This window comes from Thermococcus sp. JCM 11816 (genome assembly GCF_055396515.1).
Map to the genome: position 1 here is coordinate 124,231 of NZ_AP043741.1, position 16,830 is coordinate 141,060.

At 52.0% G+C, this 16,830-nt stretch carries 20 protein-coding genes; 10 read left to right on the forward strand and 10 right to left on the reverse strand.

The annotated features are described in order from the left end of the window. Positions 1-163: 163 nt before the first annotated feature. The 3 genes from ACZ5TN_RS00735 to ACZ5TN_RS00745 all read right to left on the reverse strand — a co-directional run bounded on the left by ACZ5TN_RS00735 (position 164) and on the right by ACZ5TN_RS00745 (position 2,722). Entirely contained in the window at positions 164-1,285 is a 1,122-nt protein-coding gene (locus ACZ5TN_RS00735) for an alkaline phosphatase family protein (RefSeq protein ID WP_464916862.1), read from the reverse strand. After that, positions 1,282-1,410, reverse strand: coding sequence for a hypothetical protein (locus ACZ5TN_RS00740; RefSeq protein WP_367884475.1), 129 nt, complete (start codon positions 1,408-1,410; stop codon positions 1,282-1,284). Before ACZ5TN_RS00740 ends, ACZ5TN_RS00735 begins: the two co-directional genes overlap by 4 nt. A gap of 73 nt (positions 1,411-1,483) precedes the next feature. Continuing rightward, entirely contained in the window at positions 1,484-2,722 is a 1,239-nt protein-coding gene (locus ACZ5TN_RS00745; RefSeq protein WP_464916863.1) for an Nre family DNA repair protein, read from the reverse strand. 149 nt (positions 2,723-2,871) lie between these two features. Between ACZ5TN_RS00745 and aor the strand changes: the two genes are divergently transcribed. The 3 genes from aor (at position 2,872) to ACZ5TN_RS00760 (ending at position 6,163) form a co-directional block, all read left to right on the forward strand. Next, entirely contained in the window at positions 2,872-4,689 is a 1,818-nt protein-coding gene (gene aor / locus ACZ5TN_RS00750) for an aldehyde ferredoxin oxidoreductase (protein WP_011250017.1), read from the forward strand. Between the two features lie 72 nt (positions 4,690-4,761). After that, on the forward strand, positions 4,762-5,010 hold the full coding sequence (locus tag ACZ5TN_RS00755) for a MoaD/ThiS family protein (protein ID WP_011250016.1): 249 nt from the start codon (positions 4,762-4,764) through the stop codon (positions 5,008-5,010). Between the two features lie 82 nt (positions 5,011-5,092). After that, positions 5,093-6,163 (forward strand): tungsten cofactor oxidoreductase radical SAM maturase, encoded by a 1,071-nt coding sequence (locus ACZ5TN_RS00760; RefSeq protein ID WP_464917421.1) that lies wholly within the window; start codon positions 5,093-5,095, stop codon positions 6,161-6,163. A gap of 133 nt (positions 6,164-6,296) precedes the next feature. Here ACZ5TN_RS00760 and ACZ5TN_RS00765 read toward each other — a convergent pair whose 3' ends face one another. Continuing rightward, positions 6,297-7,109 (reverse strand): mechanosensitive ion channel family protein, encoded by an 813-nt coding sequence (locus tag ACZ5TN_RS00765; protein ID WP_464916864.1) that lies wholly within the window; start codon positions 7,107-7,109, stop codon positions 6,297-6,299. A gap of 123 nt (positions 7,110-7,232) precedes the next feature. Between ACZ5TN_RS00765 and ACZ5TN_RS00770 the strand changes: the two genes are divergently transcribed. Continuing rightward, positions 7,233-7,757 (forward strand): ferritin-like domain-containing protein, encoded by a 525-nt coding sequence (locus tag ACZ5TN_RS00770; RefSeq protein WP_464916865.1) that lies wholly within the window; start codon positions 7,233-7,235, stop codon positions 7,755-7,757. A gap of 14 nt (positions 7,758-7,771) precedes the next feature. On the opposite strand, the gene ACZ5TN_RS00775 is transcribed toward ACZ5TN_RS00770, so the two are convergent. The 3 genes from ACZ5TN_RS00775 to dps form a co-directional block, all read right to left on the reverse strand. Beyond that, the gene (locus ACZ5TN_RS00775; protein ID WP_464916866.1) at positions 7,772-8,053 is read right to left on the reverse strand and encodes a hypothetical protein; all 282 of its coding nucleotides are present in this window, start codon (positions 8,051-8,053) and stop codon (positions 7,772-7,774) included. Positions 8,054-8,244: 191 nt separating this feature from the next. Continuing rightward, positions 8,245-8,547, reverse strand: coding sequence for a ferritin family protein (locus ACZ5TN_RS00780; RefSeq protein ID WP_464916867.1), 303 nt, complete (start codon positions 8,545-8,547; stop codon positions 8,245-8,247). Between the two features lie 41 nt (positions 8,548-8,588). Further along, positions 8,589-9,140, reverse strand: a complete 552-nt coding sequence (dps, locus tag ACZ5TN_RS00785) for a DNA protection during starvation protein (RefSeq protein ID WP_011250010.1) — start codon at positions 9,138-9,140, stop codon at positions 8,589-8,591. 83 nt (positions 9,141-9,223) lie between these two features. Between dps and ACZ5TN_RS00790 the strand changes: the two genes are divergently transcribed. Further along, positions 9,224-9,604: a Fur family transcriptional regulator gene (locus ACZ5TN_RS00790; RefSeq protein WP_464916868.1), complete on the forward strand. Its 381-nt coding sequence runs from the start codon at positions 9,224-9,226 to the stop codon at positions 9,602-9,604. Between the two features lies 1 nt (position 9,605). Here ACZ5TN_RS00790 and ACZ5TN_RS00795 read toward each other — a convergent pair whose 3' ends face one another. Next, on the reverse strand, positions 9,606-10,082 hold the full coding sequence (locus ACZ5TN_RS00795; protein WP_011250007.1) for a ferritin-like domain-containing protein: 477 nt from the start codon (positions 10,080-10,082) through the stop codon (positions 9,606-9,608). A 17-nt stretch (positions 10,083-10,099) separates the two neighbouring features. Then, positions 10,100-10,564: a peroxiredoxin gene (locus tag ACZ5TN_RS00800; RefSeq protein WP_464917422.1), complete on the reverse strand. Its 465-nt coding sequence runs from the start codon at positions 10,562-10,564 to the stop codon at positions 10,100-10,102. 98 nt (positions 10,565-10,662) lie between these two features. Between ACZ5TN_RS00800 and ACZ5TN_RS00805 the strand changes: the two genes are divergently transcribed. The 5 genes from ACZ5TN_RS00805 to ACZ5TN_RS00825 all read left to right on the forward strand — a co-directional run bounded on the left by ACZ5TN_RS00805 (position 10,663) and on the right by ACZ5TN_RS00825 (position 14,427). Further along, a complete protein-coding gene (locus tag ACZ5TN_RS00805) occupies positions 10,663-11,196 on the forward strand; it encodes a GNAT family N-acetyltransferase (protein WP_011250005.1) in 534 nt (177 codons plus the stop codon). A 7-nt stretch (positions 11,197-11,203) separates the two neighbouring features. Next, complete coding sequence (locus tag ACZ5TN_RS00810) at positions 11,204-11,935, forward strand: sulfite exporter TauE/SafE family protein (protein ID WP_011250004.1); 732 nt, start codon at positions 11,204-11,206, stop codon at positions 11,933-11,935. 35 nt (positions 11,936-11,970) lie between these two features. Continuing rightward, positions 11,971-12,252, forward strand: a complete 282-nt coding sequence (locus ACZ5TN_RS00815; RefSeq protein WP_011250003.1) for a hypothetical protein — start codon at positions 11,971-11,973, stop codon at positions 12,250-12,252. Positions 12,253-12,366: 114 nt separating this feature from the next. Beyond that, on the forward strand, positions 12,367-13,419 hold the full coding sequence (locus ACZ5TN_RS00820) for a hypothetical protein (protein ID WP_464916869.1): 1,053 nt from the start codon (positions 12,367-12,369) through the stop codon (positions 13,417-13,419). A gap of 54 nt (positions 13,420-13,473) precedes the next feature. Beyond that, positions 13,474-14,427 (forward strand): helix-turn-helix transcriptional regulator, encoded by a 954-nt coding sequence (locus ACZ5TN_RS00825; protein WP_048053703.1) that lies wholly within the window; start codon positions 13,474-13,476, stop codon positions 14,425-14,427. A gap of 4 nt (positions 14,428-14,431) precedes the next feature. Here the strand turns inward: ACZ5TN_RS00825 and metG are convergent, their stop codons facing one another. After that, a complete protein-coding gene (gene metG, locus ACZ5TN_RS00830; protein WP_464916870.1) occupies positions 14,432-16,657 on the reverse strand; it encodes a methionine--tRNA ligase in 2,226 nt (741 codons plus the stop codon). Positions 16,658-16,830 lie beyond the last annotated feature (173 nt).

The following is a 16,830-nucleotide window of genomic DNA, read 5'->3' on the forward strand; positions in this document are numbered from 1 at the left end:
TCCTCCAACTTAGCCTATGGCCCACTCGATATATAACCCTTCTCCCTTAGTCGGAGTTTACCATCAACAATGCAATTGTTATGGCATCTTACGTCATCTTAACGCTTTGAGCAGGAAAATGATCGAAAAGTCTAACAGCAAAAAGTACGAGACTGGGTTAATTTCATCTTATCAAACTCTTCCCAACCATATTCATCGGCTTCTCAATCCCAAAGAACTTCAGAACCGTAGGTGCAATGTCCATAAGGCTCGGTTCATCAAGTTCAACGTTCTCAAAGCCCCAGAGTACGAGCGGAACTTTCATCACGGGCTTGTTCATCGAACCGTGCATCCCTCTTACCCAGTGGCTCGCTCCTTTAACCCCTCTGCACATCCTGTGAGAGCAAAACCAGTAGCCGGGCTTCGCCGAAACTATGAGCTCGCCGCTGTTTGGATTGTCTAAGTGCGGAAGCTCCTCCCTGAAGAAAACTTCCTTGACCCCAGGCGCCCGTCTGAGGGCTTCGAAGGCTTCTTCGCTTTGATTGGGGTCTTTGAGGTAGACGTGGACGCCTCCACCAGAGGAGACTCTCAGAACGTCAATCCCCCTCTCTTTAAGGTATGTCTTCAGGTTCACCCACGTGTGCACCTCTTCCTGCCCGTGGTCGGCGAAGATTATGAAGACGTACTCATCTTTCAGCCTCTCCCAGAGGGTTCTCACGGCCGTATCTACCGTCTCGACGGCCTTCATCGCCCCCTCGCTTAGAGGCCCGTGATCGTGCTGCATTCCGTCTATTGAGGCGAAGTGAACGAGCAGGAGGTCCGGTTTGCACTCCTCGTAGAGGTAGAGCGCCGAGTTGAGAACCCAAACGTCCTTCCTCCAGTCCCGCCCGTGCTTCCTGTACATCTCGTTGCTCGCGAAGAATGGCGGGAATATCCTAACGTCAGTGCCACTGAAGGGCGGCATCGTGTAGCCCGAAACTGACGCAGTCCTAACACCTTTTCCCCTCAGGATGTCAACTATCGTGGGGGCTTTGATGACCTTATGGGGATTAAAAGCCACCTCGTATTCGTAGAAGTTCACCTTCCTGTCGGCTATCCTGTCGTAGTAGCCGTTCTCGACGACGCCGTGATCCCTTGGCCATACACCGGTCATGACGCTCGTGTGGACTAAATCTGTCAGCGTTGGGAATATTGAATCGACGACCGCAAACTCCCCGTTTTCGGCGAGCTCGCTTAGGAAGGGCATGTGCTTGAGGTTGTAGACTCCGTTTCCGTCGAGGCTTATGAGGGTGAGCTTTTTCCTCACTCTTCCTCCTCCTTCTGTGCTTTCTCGATCTTTTCAAGGGTCTTACTGAGTCTCTCAAGCTCTTCCCTCAGCTTTCTCACTTCTTCGGCCATTCTTTTGAGCTCTTTAATATCCCCGTTCTTCATACAAACCACCGTCAGACTGACGTGCACTCCTCACCGATCGGTGGGATGGAAGGCTCATCATCCGGTTGGGTGATCACGTTAAAACCTTTCCCAGCCATTGGTCTAAAGTTTTCTGCTTCGCGAGGTGGCCGAGGATGTAGCTCCTCTGGAGGTACCTCTCAAGCGGGTGTTCGAGGAGCTTCCTCACGGCCTCTAGGGCCTCGTTGAGTATCTCAAACTTGCCAATTGGGTTCTCAAGGGCTTTTTTGACACCTACCCTTATCTGCCACACCCCGACGGGTGCGTAGTATGCAGGCGTTACCTCGCGGAAGACGATTATCCTCGCCTGCCTCCTTCTCTTCCTCAGGTGTTCAAGAACGCTAAGCCTGGCCGCGTAGTATGCTCCAGTCGTCTCCTTGGCATAACCTTTGATTCCCCTGAAGTCCTCGTAGTCGTGGATGACTTGGGGTTCGGCACTCCCGAAGAGCGAGCCCTTCAGCCAGACCTCAAGGAGCTCAAAGGCGTAGCTTTGGGGCATCAAAAGGACCGCATAGCGGTTCCCGAGGAACTCGTGGAAGTACACCTCGTAGGAGTTGATCTCTGGATAGCCCAGGATTTCCCTTCTCAGGTTCTTCCCGATCGTGTCCTGAACTGCTGTGATGCTCCATCTCGTTGGAACCAGCTTTCTGTCAATCCCAAGCAGTCCAGCGGAGAGGAGCCTTATGATGTAGTACTCGTCAAAGCCCCAGTTGTAGAGCCTCATTATGGCCTGTTCGGCCTTTAGCTCGTCACCCACAACGTAGTCAGTTCTGCGCGGTATCTTTGGGTTCTCCGTTAGCTCAAAATCAAGGAGCTCTGCCCTCGGCCCGAGCGGCGGAGCGAACTCGCTCGGAACGACCTTGACGACGGGCTTCCTTTTCAGGATAACTTCGCTGTCCACTGGCCTTATGCTCATCGCCAGCTCTTGAATCTCGCCTAAAACTCTTCCGCTCTTTCTGACGCTGACGTCTGCCCTCGTTTCCCCCATCACCAGAAGGGAGCGGTAGTAGAGGATGTCCTTTATCGTTTTGTTTTCCCACTTGAGCGGGCTGTCCAGATGGCTCGTGTTGCCCTCGATCGGCGGCACAAGCGGCCCTATCCTGACCTTTGGGTAGCCATGTTCCCCAACGAAAATGCTCGGCGGAGAAGAGCCGAAGAGATGTCTTTTGTTGAGTTTTTTCTCCACGCTTTGGGCTACCCTGAACCGCTCTAGTATCGGACATGTCGGTCTCCCGCAGAGGAGCTTCCTGCCCTTGCATATGGCGCAGAGTTTTGAGTTGAAGAGCTCTGTCATTATGGTTCTGTTACACAGGGGCTCGTTTAAATTTTTGCTCTTGGCAATTTGGATAACTAATCCGTTTTACATCATCCAAGAAAGTATCAAATTGTGTTTTCCTAAACTCTTATATACTTCGATGTACTTATATGTTCCGAGGTGTTTTTATGTACGGCAACTGGGGAAGATTTCTGCGCGTGAACCTCTCCACAGGAGAGGTCAAAGTTGAGGAGTACGGTGAAGAGCTTGCCAAGAAGTGGCTCGGGAGCAGGGGTCTGGCCATCTACCTCCTCCTGAAGGAGATGGACCCGAAGGCAGACCCGCTCGGGCCAGAGAACAAGCTGATCATAACCCCTGGCCCGCTAACTGGTACGAGCGCCCCCACTGGGGGCAGATACAACGTCGTTACGAAGAGCCCGCAGACGGGCTTCATAACCATGGCGAACTCTGGCGGATACTTCGGTGCGGAGCTTAAGTTCGCTGGCTGGGATGCTATCGTCGTTGAGGGCCAGTCCGAGAAGCCCGTTTACATCTACATCAAGGATGACCACGTTGAGATACGCGATGCCTCCCACCTCTGGGGCAAGGTGGTGAGCGAGACTGAGGCTGCGATAAAGAAGGAGATTGGAAGCAACAAGCTCCACATAGCGAGCATCGGTCCGGCAGGTGAGAACCTCGTTAAGTTCGCAGCTATTATGAACGACGGCCACCGCGCCGCTGGTAGGGCTGGCGTTGGAGCCGTTATGGGAAGCAAGAAGCTCAAGGCCATTGCCGTTGAGGGAAGCAAGCGCGTTCCAATAGCGGACAAGCAGAAGTTCATGCTGGTTGTGAGGGAGAAAATCAACAAGCTTAGGAATGACCCCGTTGCTGGAGGCGGACTTCCGAAGTACGGTACGGCTGTTCTGGTCAACATAATCAACGAGAACGGCCTCTATCCAACTAGAAACTTCCAGACCGGTGTCTTTGAGCACGCCTATGAGCAGAGCGGTGAGGCGATGACTGCCAAGTACCTCATAAGGAACCAGCCGTGCTACGCCTGTCCGATCGGTTGTGGTAGGGTCAACAAGCTCCCGACCCTCGGCGTGACGGAGGGGCCTGAGTACGAGAGCATCTGGGCGCTCGGTGCCAACCTCGGCATAAACGACCTCGCGAGCATCATAGAGGCCAACCACCAGTGCGACGAGTTCGGTCTTGACACTATCTCGACTGGTGGAACGCTTGCAGCGGCTATGGAGCTCTACGAGAAGGGCTACCTCACGGACGATGAGCTTGGGGACGCTCCGCCCTTCAGGTGGGGCAACACCGAGGTTCTCCACTACTACATAGAGAAGATAGCCTACAGGAAGGATCTCGGTGACAAGCTGGCGGAGGGAAGCTACCGCTTCGCTGAGATGTACGGCCACCCGGAGTTCTCAATGAGCGTCAAGAAGCTTGAGCTTCCTGCCTACGACCCGCGTGGAGCCGAGGGACACGGTCTCGGCTATGCCACCAACAACCGCGGCGGCTGCCACATCAAGAACTACATGATAAGCCCCGAGATCCTCGGCTACCCGTACAAGATGGACCCGCACGACATAAGCGACGAGAAGGTGAAGATGCTCATCCTCTTCCAGGATCTCAGTGCGCTCATTGACGCCGCAGGTCTCTGTCTCTTTACGACCTTCGGCCTTGGAGCGGACGACTACCGCGACATGCTCAATGCCGCTCTCGGCTGGGACTTCTCCACTGAGGATTACCTCAAGATTGGAGAGAGAATATGGAACGCTGAAAGGCTATTCAACCTCAAGGCAGGCCTAGACCCTGCTAAGGACGAGACCCTGCCTAAGAGGTTCCTTGAGGAGCCGATGCCCGAAGGGCCGAACAAGGGCCACGTCGTCAGGCTTAAGGAGATGCTGCCGCGCTACTACAAGCTGCGCGGCTGGACAGAGGACGGAAGGATCCCAAGGGAGAAAGCGGAAGAGCTCGGCATCGCCGAGTTCCTCTGATTCCATTTTCACATTTTTGTCCAATAACTCTTTTATGTTCCTATGTTAAGAACTTGCTTTAAGGTGGTTCACGTGCTGGTTAAGCTGTTCGCGACCCTCATCGAGTTCACTGGAAAGAGAAAGCTTGAAATAAGCGGCCCGAAGACGGTGAGAGAGCTTCTCAATGAACTTGACAGAATGTTCCCGGGGTTCAAGAAAGAGCTTGAACAAGGCTACATAATCCTCGTCAACGGAAAGAACATCGAGCACCTTCAGGGCCTCGACACTCCTTTGAAGGAAGACGACACCGTAAGCATATTCCCGCCGGCGGGAGGCGGTTGAGGTGGCGATAAAGTTCGCTCCAAACAAGGAGTACACCTTTACCCTCTGGGACGGGAAGGTCATAGTTAAGCCGAAGCTCGACATGAAGTATCTCTACGTAGAGATCACCAGCCGCTGCAACCTGAAGTGTGAGATGTGCTTCAAGCAGTACTGGGAAGACACTGAAGGAGATATGGACTGGAACCTCTTCCTGAAGATACTCGACGACGCTGAGGCTTTCCCCGAGCTTAGAATGATTTACTTCGGCGGCATTGGTGAGCCAACGGTTCATCCACGCTTTATGGACATGGTCAGGGACGTCAAGAGGCGCGGCTTCGCCCTTGGGATAAGCACCAACGGGACACTCCTCACCGATGAAATGATGAGGGAGTTCGCGAAGATCGGAGTTGACCTAATTTACTTCTCGATGGACACGGTTCCGACGGCTCAGAACGCCATAACCCTCGGTCACATAACGTCCGCCGTGACAGCGGACAAAATACGAAAGCTCGTCAGGTACCGCGAGGAGTACGGAACCCATAGGCCGAGCATAGGCGTCGAGGTCGTGGTTACAAAGGAGAACTACCAACAGCTTCCTGAGATGGCTAAGTTTCTGCTCGATATGAAGGTCGATGCCATGCTCGTCTCGAACCTGCTCCCGCTCACCCCGGAACAGGTCGATGACATAGTCTATGATGGGAGCGTTGATATGACGCCCATACTGGACGAGCTGTACAAGATCGCCCACAACGGTCTCTACATAAAGCTACCAAAGTTCGAACTGAAGACAGAAAGGCAGTGCGACTTCGACGAGAACAACGTCGCAGTTGTCAGGTGGGACGGTGAGGTTGCTCCCTGCTACCGCTTCCTCCACACCTATAAGGAGTACATCTTCGGCAGGGAGAAGAAGGTCAACGCCTACTCCTTCGGCAACGTCAGGGAGCAGAGTTTAGCCGACATCTGGACGAGCGAGAAGTACACATGGTTCCGCTTCACGATGAAGAACTACATGTACCCCTCCTGCACCGACTGTGACCTAAGGGAAGCTTGCGACTTCGTCAAGACGACCGATATAGACTGCTGGGGCAACGAGCCGAGCTGTGCCGACTGCCTCTGGTCGAGAAGGATAGTCCAGTGCCCGATTCCGCAATACATGTTCGGGAAGTTCTTCTGAGAGGTTTCTCGTTCTTCTCCTCTTTGGAGGTGCTCTCTTTGTGTTTCGTGGCTCTTAAACGAATGTCCCTTTTAAAAACTTCGACAAGGTTGAAGTTTTGAATAAACAAAAAGAGAAAACTCTAATTAAAGCTTTACTTCGGCATCTCCTTGATGTGGACATCCATCTGCGGGAACGGTATCTCGATGCCCTCCTTCATGTAGGCCTCGTAGATGCCCTTGGTGAGGTCTCCCTTGACGGCCCAGTAGTCTTCGGTCTTAGCCCACGCCCTGAGCTGGAGGTTTATTGACGAGTCTGCGAGCTCAGTTATAACCACCGTCGGAGCCGGGTCTTTGAGAACCTTCGGGTGGTTCTGCATGAGGTCCATGGCGATCTTAATGGCCTTGTCGAGGTTCGTTCCGTAGGCGACGCCGACGTTGACGTCAACCCTTCTAGTTGGCATCCTGGTGTAGTTGGTTATTACGTTGCCCCAGACGAGCTTGTTGGGGATCGTTATGAGCACGTTGTCGGGAGTTAAGAGTTCAGTGCTCATTATGCCGACGGCGTTGACCTTACCGACCTTTCCAGCCACCTCAACGACCTCACCCATGTCAATCGGTCTGAGGGCTGCAATCCAGACGCCGGCTGCTAAGTTTGTTAACGTGTCCTGCATACCGAAGCCCAAGATCAGGCCTATGACCGCCGACAGGCCAAGAACCACCGAACCGACTTCGATGCCCAGCGCCCTCACGGCCAGCAGTATCACCGCCACGTAGAGGAGTGCGCTGAGGAACCTCCCAAGGAACTCCACGACGAGCTCCGGGAGCTTTGTCTTCTTCAGGCCCTTCTTGAACATGCTGACGACGATCTTTGCCACGATGTAGCCCACTATCAGTACTGTTATCGCAGTTATCACCTGAATCGGGGTTACTCCCACGTAGGGGAGCGGCTTATCAAGGTCAAACATCACTGATCACCTCCAATAATTTGCGTTTGTGTTATTTAACGCTTGTTCCTACTTAAAGCATTGTTAGTCAGTTCTTCGAACGGAAACGGAAAAGTTAAAGTCAGAAGAAACAAACTCCCAAAGGTGGTAGCATTGGGGGGTGGAGCCTTTAGCCCCGACGACCTTGAGTCAATAATGCACGAACTCAAAAAGCTGGACGAGAAGTCACTTCTGGCCTACTGGATCAAGGGGGAGTACGATGAGGCTGATATGTACAGAGAACTGGCCCGGAGGGCAAGAGAACTCGGCCTTTCGGAATCCCTCATTGAGACATTCATCTGCCTCTCAAAGGAGTCTAAAGAGCACGGAGACACGCTAAGAAAGATGTTCCTCCGGAATTACGGGGAAGAGCCCATTCCGCCCGACATTCCACCTATCGAGGTCGCACCGCTCCTGGAGAAATTTGAGAGAGCTGAAGACGTTTTTGAAGTGCTCCAGCTTGCAATGGAGAGCGAACTGCTGGCGAAGAGGATATACGAGCGCCTTGCAGAGGAAGAGAAAATGGAAGAGCTCAAAAAAATTTACCTGAGCCTCGCGGCCGTGGAAGGTTCTCACTACGAGCGGTTAAAGGGCGAGTTTGAAATACTCAAAGAGCTGAAAGAAAAATAAATGTCCTGCTAAATTCACTCCTTGTACTTAGCTATCAGCTCCGCCAGGAGCCTATGGTGCTCTCTCTCGTTTTCCACTATGGCCTCAGCCAGGCTCTTGAAGGGCGGGTGGGTCATCTTCACGGCCATCTTCTGGTAAGTCTGTATCATGTCCTTCTCTATCTCAAGGTGCATCTCGGCGAAGCGCTTTACGAGTGCTTTCTGTTCAACGGAGAGCTCGACGTCTTTTACCTCCTCCAGCGGGCCCTCACCAGCAAGCTTCTCAAGCTCCTTCTGGGCGTTTAGAATGGCCTCCATGAGGTGCTTGTGGATGATGGTGTCAATTGCTATCCTGCCGACTATCTCCTCGACCTTGGTGTACCGGAGTCCTTGGCCCCGTATTTTGGCTAGACCGTCTGTGTAGCTGGAGGGGGCCTTCTTTTCAGTCTCATAGGCGTGTTTAACAAGAATATGAAATCAAAACAAAAAACGTTGAGAAACCGGCAGGGTCAGAGCTTGACCTTTATCCCGGTCTCCTCCTCAACTTCCTTGAAGCCCTCTTTCATGTACTTGGCCAGCTCCTCGTCAACCTCGAAGAGAGCCGCGAGGAACTCCCCAAAGTGCTCTTTCTCCTCGTTTGCCACATCGAGGAAGATATGCTTTATTTTCTCGTCCTCAATTCCAGCGGCGAGCTGTTCGTAGATGTTTATGGCGTCGAGTTCGGCCTCGATTGCCCAGCGGAGGGCCTGGGCTATCTCTGTCTTGGTTAGGGGCCTGTCCTTCGGGAGTTCAAATGGGTATTTCGCGAGCATGGTACCACCACACAAATATCGAGCTCAGACTTAATAACCCTTTACCTCAAGAACTTGGATACGTAGGGGCTTTCTCCGGGCTTGCTTCTCCTGAAGTGGCCGCTCGGCTTCCCGGTCAAAAGCTCCTCAAACCATGCCTCGTGCTCTATCTCCTCGTGGAGGATCGCCAGAGCCAGGTCGTAGGTTCTTGGGTCTTTGTCGAATGTATAGTTGCATATCTCTGTATAAACCCCAACGGCGCACCTCTCAGCCTCAAGAAGAACCTTCAGGACGTTCTCAATCGTCGGCTCCTCGGGAAGGTAGGCATCGCAGCACCAGGCCATCTTCGAGAAGTTCACGATGTCTCTCGGAAGTTCTCCGCCGAGTTCGTATATTCTTGGAACGAGGGCCTCGAAGTGGTTTCTGTCCTCAAGACGAGCGTCCTCAACGATCTCCTTTATGGTCTCTCCTTCAAGACCGGTCGCGTGATTTCTCATGACGGTGTAATAGTAGTATGTTGTAAACTCCGCCGCGGCCGCCCTCAGAAGCATGTCCAAAAGCTTCTCCACATCTATGCCTGCCTTCTCGACGAGCCTTCTGTTGTGTTCTGACATTGGTTTCACCAGATAAACTTTTCTATTTAGAAATAATTTCTAATTAGGAAGGCTTATAAACTGGAGGGGCATATCCCCCAAACATGTGGAAGGAAAAAGCCGTTGAAATGCTTCGGAAGAAGGGCTACAAGATGACGCCCCAGAGGTTGAAGCTGATTGAAGTCTTAAACGAGATTGGAAGCGAGCATCCCTCGCTTAACACCCTTCTTGAGAGAATTAGAGAGGATTTTCCGACCGTTAGCTTCTCAACGCTTTATTCCAATATCCTAACCCTTAAAGAACTCGGTCTTGTTGAGCTGTTCTCCGTTGGGGGAGAAACGAGAGTTGAAATCAACACGGAACCCCACATAAACATCATCGAGGATGAAAGGGTCATCGACGTTAACGACCCCGAGATCATTGAGGCACTAAAAAGGAAGCTGGGAAAAGAAGTAAAGCTCGTTAACGTGCTCGTTGAAAGATAGATCAGTCCACCTCAAGGCTGAAGTCCTGGTAGTCCATCCATATGCCCGTCTGCATGACAGAGTCGTACTGGGCCTTCAGAAGCTCGTAGTGGCCCTTCTCCACCTTGGCCAGCTCTTCAAAGAGTCTCCTGACGCTCTCGTGTTCGGCCTCCTTCGCGGCCTTCTCGTAGAACTCCCAGGTGAGCTTCTCCTGTTCCATGCCGATCTTCACTGCCTCGACCTCGCTGAGGGTCTCGGGCTCCTCGACGATCAGCTTTTGGGCGAGCTCTTTGTCCACAGGAGGGAGTTCGCACTTCTCAATGAGCCTCTCAACGAACTTCTCCTCAAAGAGGTCCCAGTGCTCGGCCTCTTCCTTCGCCAAAAAGAGGAACATCTTTCTGGCCCTCTCATCGGTTGTTTTTCTTGCGAGCTTCAGGTAGAACTTAAGCTCGTTCTTCTCGACCTCAAGGGCCAGGGCTAGGGCTTCAAGCTCGTTCATGATATCACCACCTTACTTTACTCCTCACTCCCTATTAGCTTTTTGACTTCTTCGAGAACCTTGGCCGCGTGTCCTTTTGCCCTCACGTTTATTTTCTTCCAGACGATCTCTCCTTCTGGATTTAGAATGAATGTGCTCCTTATCGCCCCCTCGTACTCCTTCCCATACCTCTTCTTCTTGCCCCAAGCTCCGAGTGCCTTATGTAGCTCCGCGTTCGGGTCGCTCAGGAGCTTGACCTTGAGGTTATGCTTCTCCCTAAACTTCCTGTGGCTCCCGGGGGAATCACGGGAGACACCGATGACTTGGACGCCGAGCTTTTCAAACTCTTCAATGAGCTCGCTGAACTCCTCTGCCTCTGTGGTGCAGCCGGGAGTGTTGTCCTTTGGGTAGAAGTAGAGAACCGTCCACCTTCCGAGGACGAAGTCCTTCAGGGGCTTCCCCTCACCGTTCTCATCGAGCACTTTTATCTCCAGATAGTTCATGGTTATCACCAGATTAGTTAGGTTTTCCTAATATTTAAGCTTTCCCTTCGAACCAAAAGCCTCTTTTAAAGTAGTGCGAAAATGGCAGAGGTGATACCATGAGAATTGAAAGGGTCAAAAACCCGCTCTCCCTCAAGGACGAGCTCCTGAAGTTCGTCTTCAGGGTTTACCAGTCAACAAATGGGGCCTATCCGGCCCTTGAATGGGTGGAAAATAAGCCTTCTCCCGACGATTTTGATGGCTTTAAGAAGGTTTATGAACCATTCCTTGAGTTCAGGCTCGGAAAGGAATTCGACGAGCTCTACGTTCTCAGGGATAACGATGGAAAGATCGCGGGAACCGTTGCCCTCGTTTACAACCTTGAAGGCAAAGACGTATGGTGGGTACCTGAGGAGATAAAGGACGAAAAGACGGGCCTCATTGAGTTCTTTATGGTTCACCCTGATTACAAGGGAAAGGGCTACGGTTCAAAGCTTTTGGGCTTCGCAATAGAGAGACTTAAAAACCTCGGAAAGGATCCGTACATCATAACGTTCCCCAACCTTGAGGCCTACGAGTACTACCTCAGGAGGGGCTTCGTTAAGGTCATGGATTACAGGGGGTTTGTAGTGCTAAAATATCGCGGGGGGTAACAGAAAAGTGGGTTTGATTACTTATTTGATCCTGGGGCTTGTGATAGGCTTTGTCGCTGGACTTTTCGGTGTTGGTGGGGGCTTCCTCCTGGTGCCCTCCCTGGTAATCCTCGGCGTTCCAATCCACAAGGCAATAGGTACGAGCCTGGCCTGCATCTCCATAAGTGCTCTGGCCTCGGCTTACACTCACCTTAGGAGTGGAAGGGTTCTTTACCGAGTCGTTCTCCTCAAGGAGATGTTTTCCATCCCCTCCGCTATCCTAGGCGCTTATCTTTCTTCACATCTCCCTGAACGACTTTTGAGGGTTGTTTTTGGAGTGCTTCTCTTGTATCTCGCAGTCGCAATGCTCCGCTCAAAGAAAGGAGACTGTGAAATGGAGAAGGGCAAAATAGAGTACAGGAACGTCCCCCTGGTCGGGCTGGTTTCGGGACTGGTTTCGGGACTGTTGGGTGTCAGTGGGGGTATCTTGAACGTCCCGCTCTTCCACACCCTTGTCGGGATTCCGATCAAATATGCGGTTGGAACGTCGAGTCTCGCACTGCTCTTCACTGCCCTGGCCGGAACTTTCGAACACTGGCGCCTGGGTCATGTTCAGCCCAACATCGTTCTCTTTTTGGCCCCGGGACTGATTATGGGGGCGAGACTTGGCGCAAAGACCGTTTCAAGGGTCAACCCAAGGTCACTGAGAGCAGGATTTGCCGCGCTACTTGCGATAGTGGCGGTTAGAATGCTCCTTTAGACAAACTCTGGTGGTTTGAGGCGGGGTGATGTAAAATGAACGAGCTGTTTGAAAAAGTCCGCGAGGAATTTGGGATTGAGGTAAAGGACGAGAAAGACATGACCAATGCCTGGAAACTGGTGGAGATGCTAGAAGATAAAGGCTGGGTAATCTACATCATTACGGCCAAGGGCAGAAAGCAGGTTGATGCCTGGCACCCCAATTTCGGAAGCCTCTTCGCCCAGTTCGGTGAGAACCCCGGTTTTGGAAGCATACTAGAAGGCATCTGCAACGTCGCTTTGCTTGTTAGGGAACTAGAAAAGCATGGAAAAGTCTGATGAGCATTGTGATCTTTGTTTTCGCTGGCTGGAACATTTGGAAACGTTTAAACACCTCGTTTCTCCCGAATTCCTAATAACCTTATGGGGCACACTTGAATATGGTGATGGGATATGAAGGAGAAAGTAGTTGCCCTCTTTATGGTTATGATCATGCTGGCATCAACGGGCGCCGTGGTACTGGCGGACAGTGTAACATCCAGCAGCGGTGAGAGTGAAGTTCTCAGAGATGATGTTAACAATGAGACCAACAGTGCAGCAAACTCAACTCTCGGCCTGCTGAAGGTCGTGGACAGGCTCGCCAACTACACTGCGCAACGGATCAGCACATCCAACGTGAGCAATGAGACACTCTCGGTTTACAACAGGGCAAACGAGCTCAGGGAAAAGGCCTGGGAAGCTTACAGGTCAGGAAATCACACTGAAACGGTCAGGTACGCCATTGAGGCCATGCACCTCTATAAAGAGGTCATAATGACGCTGAAGCAAGGTGCGGCTGCCGGGGAAGAGGAAAAAGAGACTTCACCTGGAATGGAGATGTGGAAGCTCCAGAATGCCGTGAGAGTGCAGCTTGAGATGGCAGTGAGGGAGCTTAAGTACGCCGAGCTGATAATGAACCGCACCAACGTTACCCCCGAGTTCGTCTCGGCATACAACCTGACTAAAACCCTTGTGGAGAAAGTTGAAGAAGACCTGACGAGTGGCAACTTCACCCTTCTAAAAGAGGACTTTCCAGAACTGGTACAGGCTAGAGCGGAACTCCACAGGCAGATAATCCTGGTGACTTCGCGGACTTTCAAGGTTCAGGCAGTTAAGGCCGTTGGCAGGCAGCTCAAAGCGCTCGACGAGCTGATGCCTAAGCTGATGGGAATAAACGAGGCTGTTATCGAGAATATGTCCAGGATAAGAGAGAACAGGAACGTCATAGCAAACTTGACGGAAAAGATACAGGAACTAAAGGCACTCAGAAGGGAACTCGAACAAGCCTCCCTACGGGGCGATCGTGAGAGAGTCCAGGAGCTCCTCGTCGAAATCAACAGAAAACTTATGGAAATTAGAATACTACTGATGAAGAACATGAGAATGGGCAACCTGCCGTGGAAGCCACCGATTACCCCCAACCCTGGCAGAGGACACGACAAAGCCCACAGCTCTGAAAGGCCGTAAAGACTATAATCCCTTTTTACTACCTTTTTCGGGAGGGATGAAAAGGTGAAAAGAGTGGCAGTAGCCCTATTTGTGTTTCTATTTTTAATCTCCTCATTTGTGAAGGCCCAGGAGGTTGTTTCGCTGGAAGTAACAGTTGACCCAACCGGGTACGTCAGGGTCGAGGAACTCGTTGCCCTCGATAACTATTCTGTTGTTAACGTTGTCCCGCTCCTCTCCGATAAGGTTGATGCCCTTCTGGTTCTTGACAAAAACGGTGAGCCCCTATTCTACAACGTCAATGGATCCACTCTTGAAATAATGGGCAGTGCAACAGTTGCTAACATAACCTACTATACCGCGTCCATTACCTCGAAATCGGGGGAAGTCTGGACTGTTGCTTTCAGTTCGGACGTTCCGGTTAAGATAGTTCTCCCCGAGGGGGCGATTATAGTTGACCTGAGCGAGATCCCAGTTGAAATAACGGACGAATATTTAGTTATGCCCCCAGGAAACATAAGCGTCTCCTATATCTTACCTCCTCCAACCGAGACAGAGACGTCAACATCAACATCCACCCAGACAACGCCTCAAAGTCAATCGAGTACTTCTTCCACAACTACGGCAGGCGTCAGTGAATCCTCCACAACTTCCAGCAAAGGTGGTAGCTCGAGCCTAGTATTGATAGGTGTCCTTGTTGTGCTGTTAGCTGTGGTAGTGGGGGCTCTGTGGTATTTCAAGGGCAAGACAGGCGGCAATGAAAACAGCGATGATACCACTAGCATAGTACAAAAAATAAACAGAGAGGAGCTTGAGAAAAAGCTTGACTCAATGAACCTCAACGACGAAGAAAAGAAAGCCCTTCTCTACATCTACGACCGCGGGGGCGTGGCCAGACAGTCTGACGTCAGGAACGAGCTTGGAATACCAAAGACAACCGCCTGGAGGATGTTCCAGCGGCTTGAGAAGCAGGGACTCGTAAGGGTGTACAAAAAGGGAAGAGAAAACTGGGTCGAGCTGACCCTCTGATTTTTTACCTTATCCTTGCCCCGAGCTTTACCTCTTTGTCCGGCATGAGCAGGGCAACGCGCTCGCCGTCGTCCGCTGCCAGCAGCATCCCCTGGCTCTCCACGCCGCGGAGCTTCTTGGGTTCGAGGTTGGCTATGATGACGACGTAGCGGTTGAGAAGTTCTTCGGGCTTGTAATACTTCTTAAGCCCGGCTACGAGCTGCCTGACCTCGTCCCCAAGGTCAACCTTGACAACGTAGAGCCTGTCCGCGTTCGGGTGGTCATTGACCTCTATTATCTTTCCAACCCTCAAGTCCAGCTTGGCGAACTCGTCAAAACTCACGTACTCCATCTTTTTACCCTCCTTAACCTTCTCCTTTTTCTCGGCCTTACCGGCCTTTTCGGGCTTTTCGCCCTTGAACTCATCACCGTAGATTGACTTAAGGAGCGCTAGAGCTTCGTCCTTCCTCTTCTCTCCGAAGCGCTCAAGGGTGACCTTAACGACGTCTTCCTGCTTGTAGTACTTGTTTAGGAGAATCTTCGCGCTGTCCGGGTTGCCCCTGCCGATGTAGTTCACTATGAAGTATATTATCTCCCCGTCAGTTACCTTCCTGAACATCGGGAAGGCCTTCCTTACCCTGTGCCCGGCTGGGAGCTCTTCAAAGCTCCACTTCTTGACTTCCTCGAGGTTTAGGAGGTGCCATATCTTCTCGCTGGCATCTGGCAGGAACGGCTCGAGGAGTATTCCAAGGGCCTTGACGATCTGGAGCGAGACGTTGACGGTCGTTGCCGTCCTCTCGCGGTTCTCCTTAGCGGTCTTCCACGGCTTCTGGTAGTCGAAGTAGCGGTTTCCGAATATGGCCAGCTCCATGACCCTCTTTAAAGCGTCTTTGAAGCGGTAGTTGGAGATTAGCTCTCCAGTCTCCTTGAAGGCTTTCTCTATCTCCTCAAAGGCCTGTCTGTCGAGGTCGTTCAGCTCTCCTCTCTCCGGGACGACGCCGTCAAAGTACCTGTTAACGAAGGTCATAGCCCTGTGAACGAAGTTACCGAGGTTGTTCACAAGCTCCTCGTTGATCTTCTTCTTGAAGTCCTCGAAGGAGAAGTCGCTGTCCCTCGTCTCGGGCATTATGGCGGTGAGGTAGTACCTCAGGTAGTCAGCGGGCCAGACGTCGAGGAACTCGTGAACCCATATCGCCCAGTTCCTACTCGTTGAGAACTTCTTGCCCTCAAGGTTGAGGTACTCGTTCGCGGGGATGTCGTAGGGCAGGTTCCACTCGGCCTCGACTTCCTCATCTCTGTACTTGCCGTAGGCCATTAGGAAGGCAGGCCAGAATATCGCGTGGAACGGGATGTTGTCCTTCCCGATGAAGTGAATGACCTTTGTTTCACCATCGAGGTTGAGCCAGAACTTCTTCCACTCGTTCTCCTTTCCTTCCCTCTTTAGGTGCTCGATGGTTATGCTGATGTATCCTATCGGAGCCTCGAACCAGACGTAGAGGACCTTTCCCTTCACGTCCTCATCATCCAGAGGAACGGGAATACCCCAGTCGAGGTCGCGCGTTATAGCTCTCTCCTCAAGCCCCTCGTTTATCCAGCCGAGGACGGTGTTTCTAACATTGGGCTTCCAGTGCTCCTGGCTTTCAACCCACTTCTTAAGCCTTTCCTCGAAGTCCTGCATGCGGATGTAGTAGTGCGCTGAATCCTTGAAGGTTATTGGGTTGCCACAGATATTGCAGCGCGGGTTGATGAGGATTTCGGGCGTTAGCGGGTGCCCGCAGACCTCACACTGGTCTCCCCTCTGGTTTTCGGCGCCGCAGTAGGGGCAGGTGCCGATGACGTACCTGTCCGGGAGAAACATCTTGTCATGCTCGCAGTAGGCCTGCTTGGTGACCTTTTTGACGAGGTGGCCGTTCTCAAGGGCCTTGAGGAAGAACTCCTGACTCAGCCCGTAGTGGACGGGAAGCTCCGTTCTGCCGAAGAAGTCGAAGCTTATCTTTGCCCTCTCGAAGGTGGTCTTTATGTGCTCGTGGAACTCGTCGACGATCTCCCTCGGGCTTCTCCCTTCCTTGAGCGCGCGGAATGTTATCGGCGTTCCATGTTCGTCCGTTCCGCAGATGAAGAGAACTTCCTCGCCCTTTAGGCGGAGATAGCGCACGAAGATGTCAGCCGGCAGGTACGCTCCAGCTAGATGTCCAGCGTGAATCGGCCCGTTAGCGTAAGGCAACGCAGATGTAACCATGTACCTGACCATTTTAACCACCTCTCGCGGTTAATCCCTCACCTTATAAGGACTTCGCGTTAAAAGAATTACGGTGGGTTATTAATCCTGGCTATTAACATGCATATTTATGTATATCCTGTGGTGAGTGCTGGTTCGAGGGCGGACTTGTGTAATTGGAGTAATTCCGAAAAGTTCTTATAATT

What these genes read in the sequence shown, in the direction of transcription:
- metG (WP_464916870.1), bottom strand. Translation starts at nt 16,657, where the DNA reads ATGGTCAGGTACATGGTTACATCTGCGTTGCCTTACGCTAACGGGCCG.
- ACZ5TN_RS00765 (WP_464916864.1), bottom strand. Translation starts at nt 7,109, where the DNA reads ATGTTTGACCTTGATAAGCCGCTCCCCTACGTGGGAGTAACCCCGATT.
- aor (WP_011250017.1), top strand. Translation starts at nt 2,872, where the DNA reads ATGTACGGCAACTGGGGAAGATTTCTGCGCGTGAACCTCTCCACAGGA.
- ACZ5TN_RS00760 (WP_464917421.1), top strand. Translation starts at nt 5,093, where the DNA reads ATGAAGTATCTCTACGTAGAGATCACCAGCCGCTGCAACCTGAAGTGT.
- ACZ5TN_RS00820 (WP_464916869.1), top strand. Translation starts at nt 12,367, where the DNA reads ATGAAGGAGAAAGTAGTTGCCCTCTTTATGGTTATGATCATGCTGGCA.
- ACZ5TN_RS00775 (WP_464916866.1), bottom strand. Translation starts at nt 8,053, where the DNA reads ATGGAGGCCATTCTAAACGCCCAGAAGGAGCTTGAGAAGCTTGCTGGT.
- ACZ5TN_RS00800 (WP_464917422.1), bottom strand. Translation starts at nt 10,564, where the DNA reads ATGAACTATCTGGAGATAAAAGTGCTCGATGAGAACGGTGAGGGGAAG.
- ACZ5TN_RS00795 (WP_011250007.1), bottom strand. Translation starts at nt 10,082, where the DNA reads ATGAACGAGCTTGAAGCCCTAGCCCTGGCCCTTGAGGTCGAGAAGAAC.
- ACZ5TN_RS00815 (WP_011250003.1), top strand. Translation starts at nt 11,971, where the DNA reads ATGAACGAGCTGTTTGAAAAAGTCCGCGAGGAATTTGGGATTGAGGTA.
- dps (WP_011250010.1), bottom strand. Translation starts at nt 9,140, where the DNA reads ATGTCAGAACACAACAGAAGGCTCGTCGAGAAGGCAGGCATAGATGTG.
- ACZ5TN_RS00745 (WP_464916863.1), bottom strand. Translation starts at nt 2,722, where the DNA reads ATGACAGAGCTCTTCAACTCAAAACTCTGCGCCATATGCAAGGGCAGG.
- ACZ5TN_RS00790 (WP_464916868.1), top strand. Translation starts at nt 9,224, where the DNA reads ATGTGGAAGGAAAAAGCCGTTGAAATGCTTCGGAAGAAGGGCTACAAG.
- ACZ5TN_RS00805 (WP_011250005.1), top strand. Translation starts at nt 10,663, where the DNA reads ATGAGAATTGAAAGGGTCAAAAACCCGCTCTCCCTCAAGGACGAGCTC.
- ACZ5TN_RS00780 (WP_464916867.1), bottom strand. Translation starts at nt 8,547, where the DNA reads ATGCTCGCGAAATACCCATTTGAACTCCCGAAGGACAGGCCCCTAACC.
- ACZ5TN_RS00740 (WP_367884475.1), bottom strand. Translation starts at nt 1,410, where the DNA reads ATGAAGAACGGGGATATTAAAGAGCTCAAAAGAATGGCCGAAGAAGTG.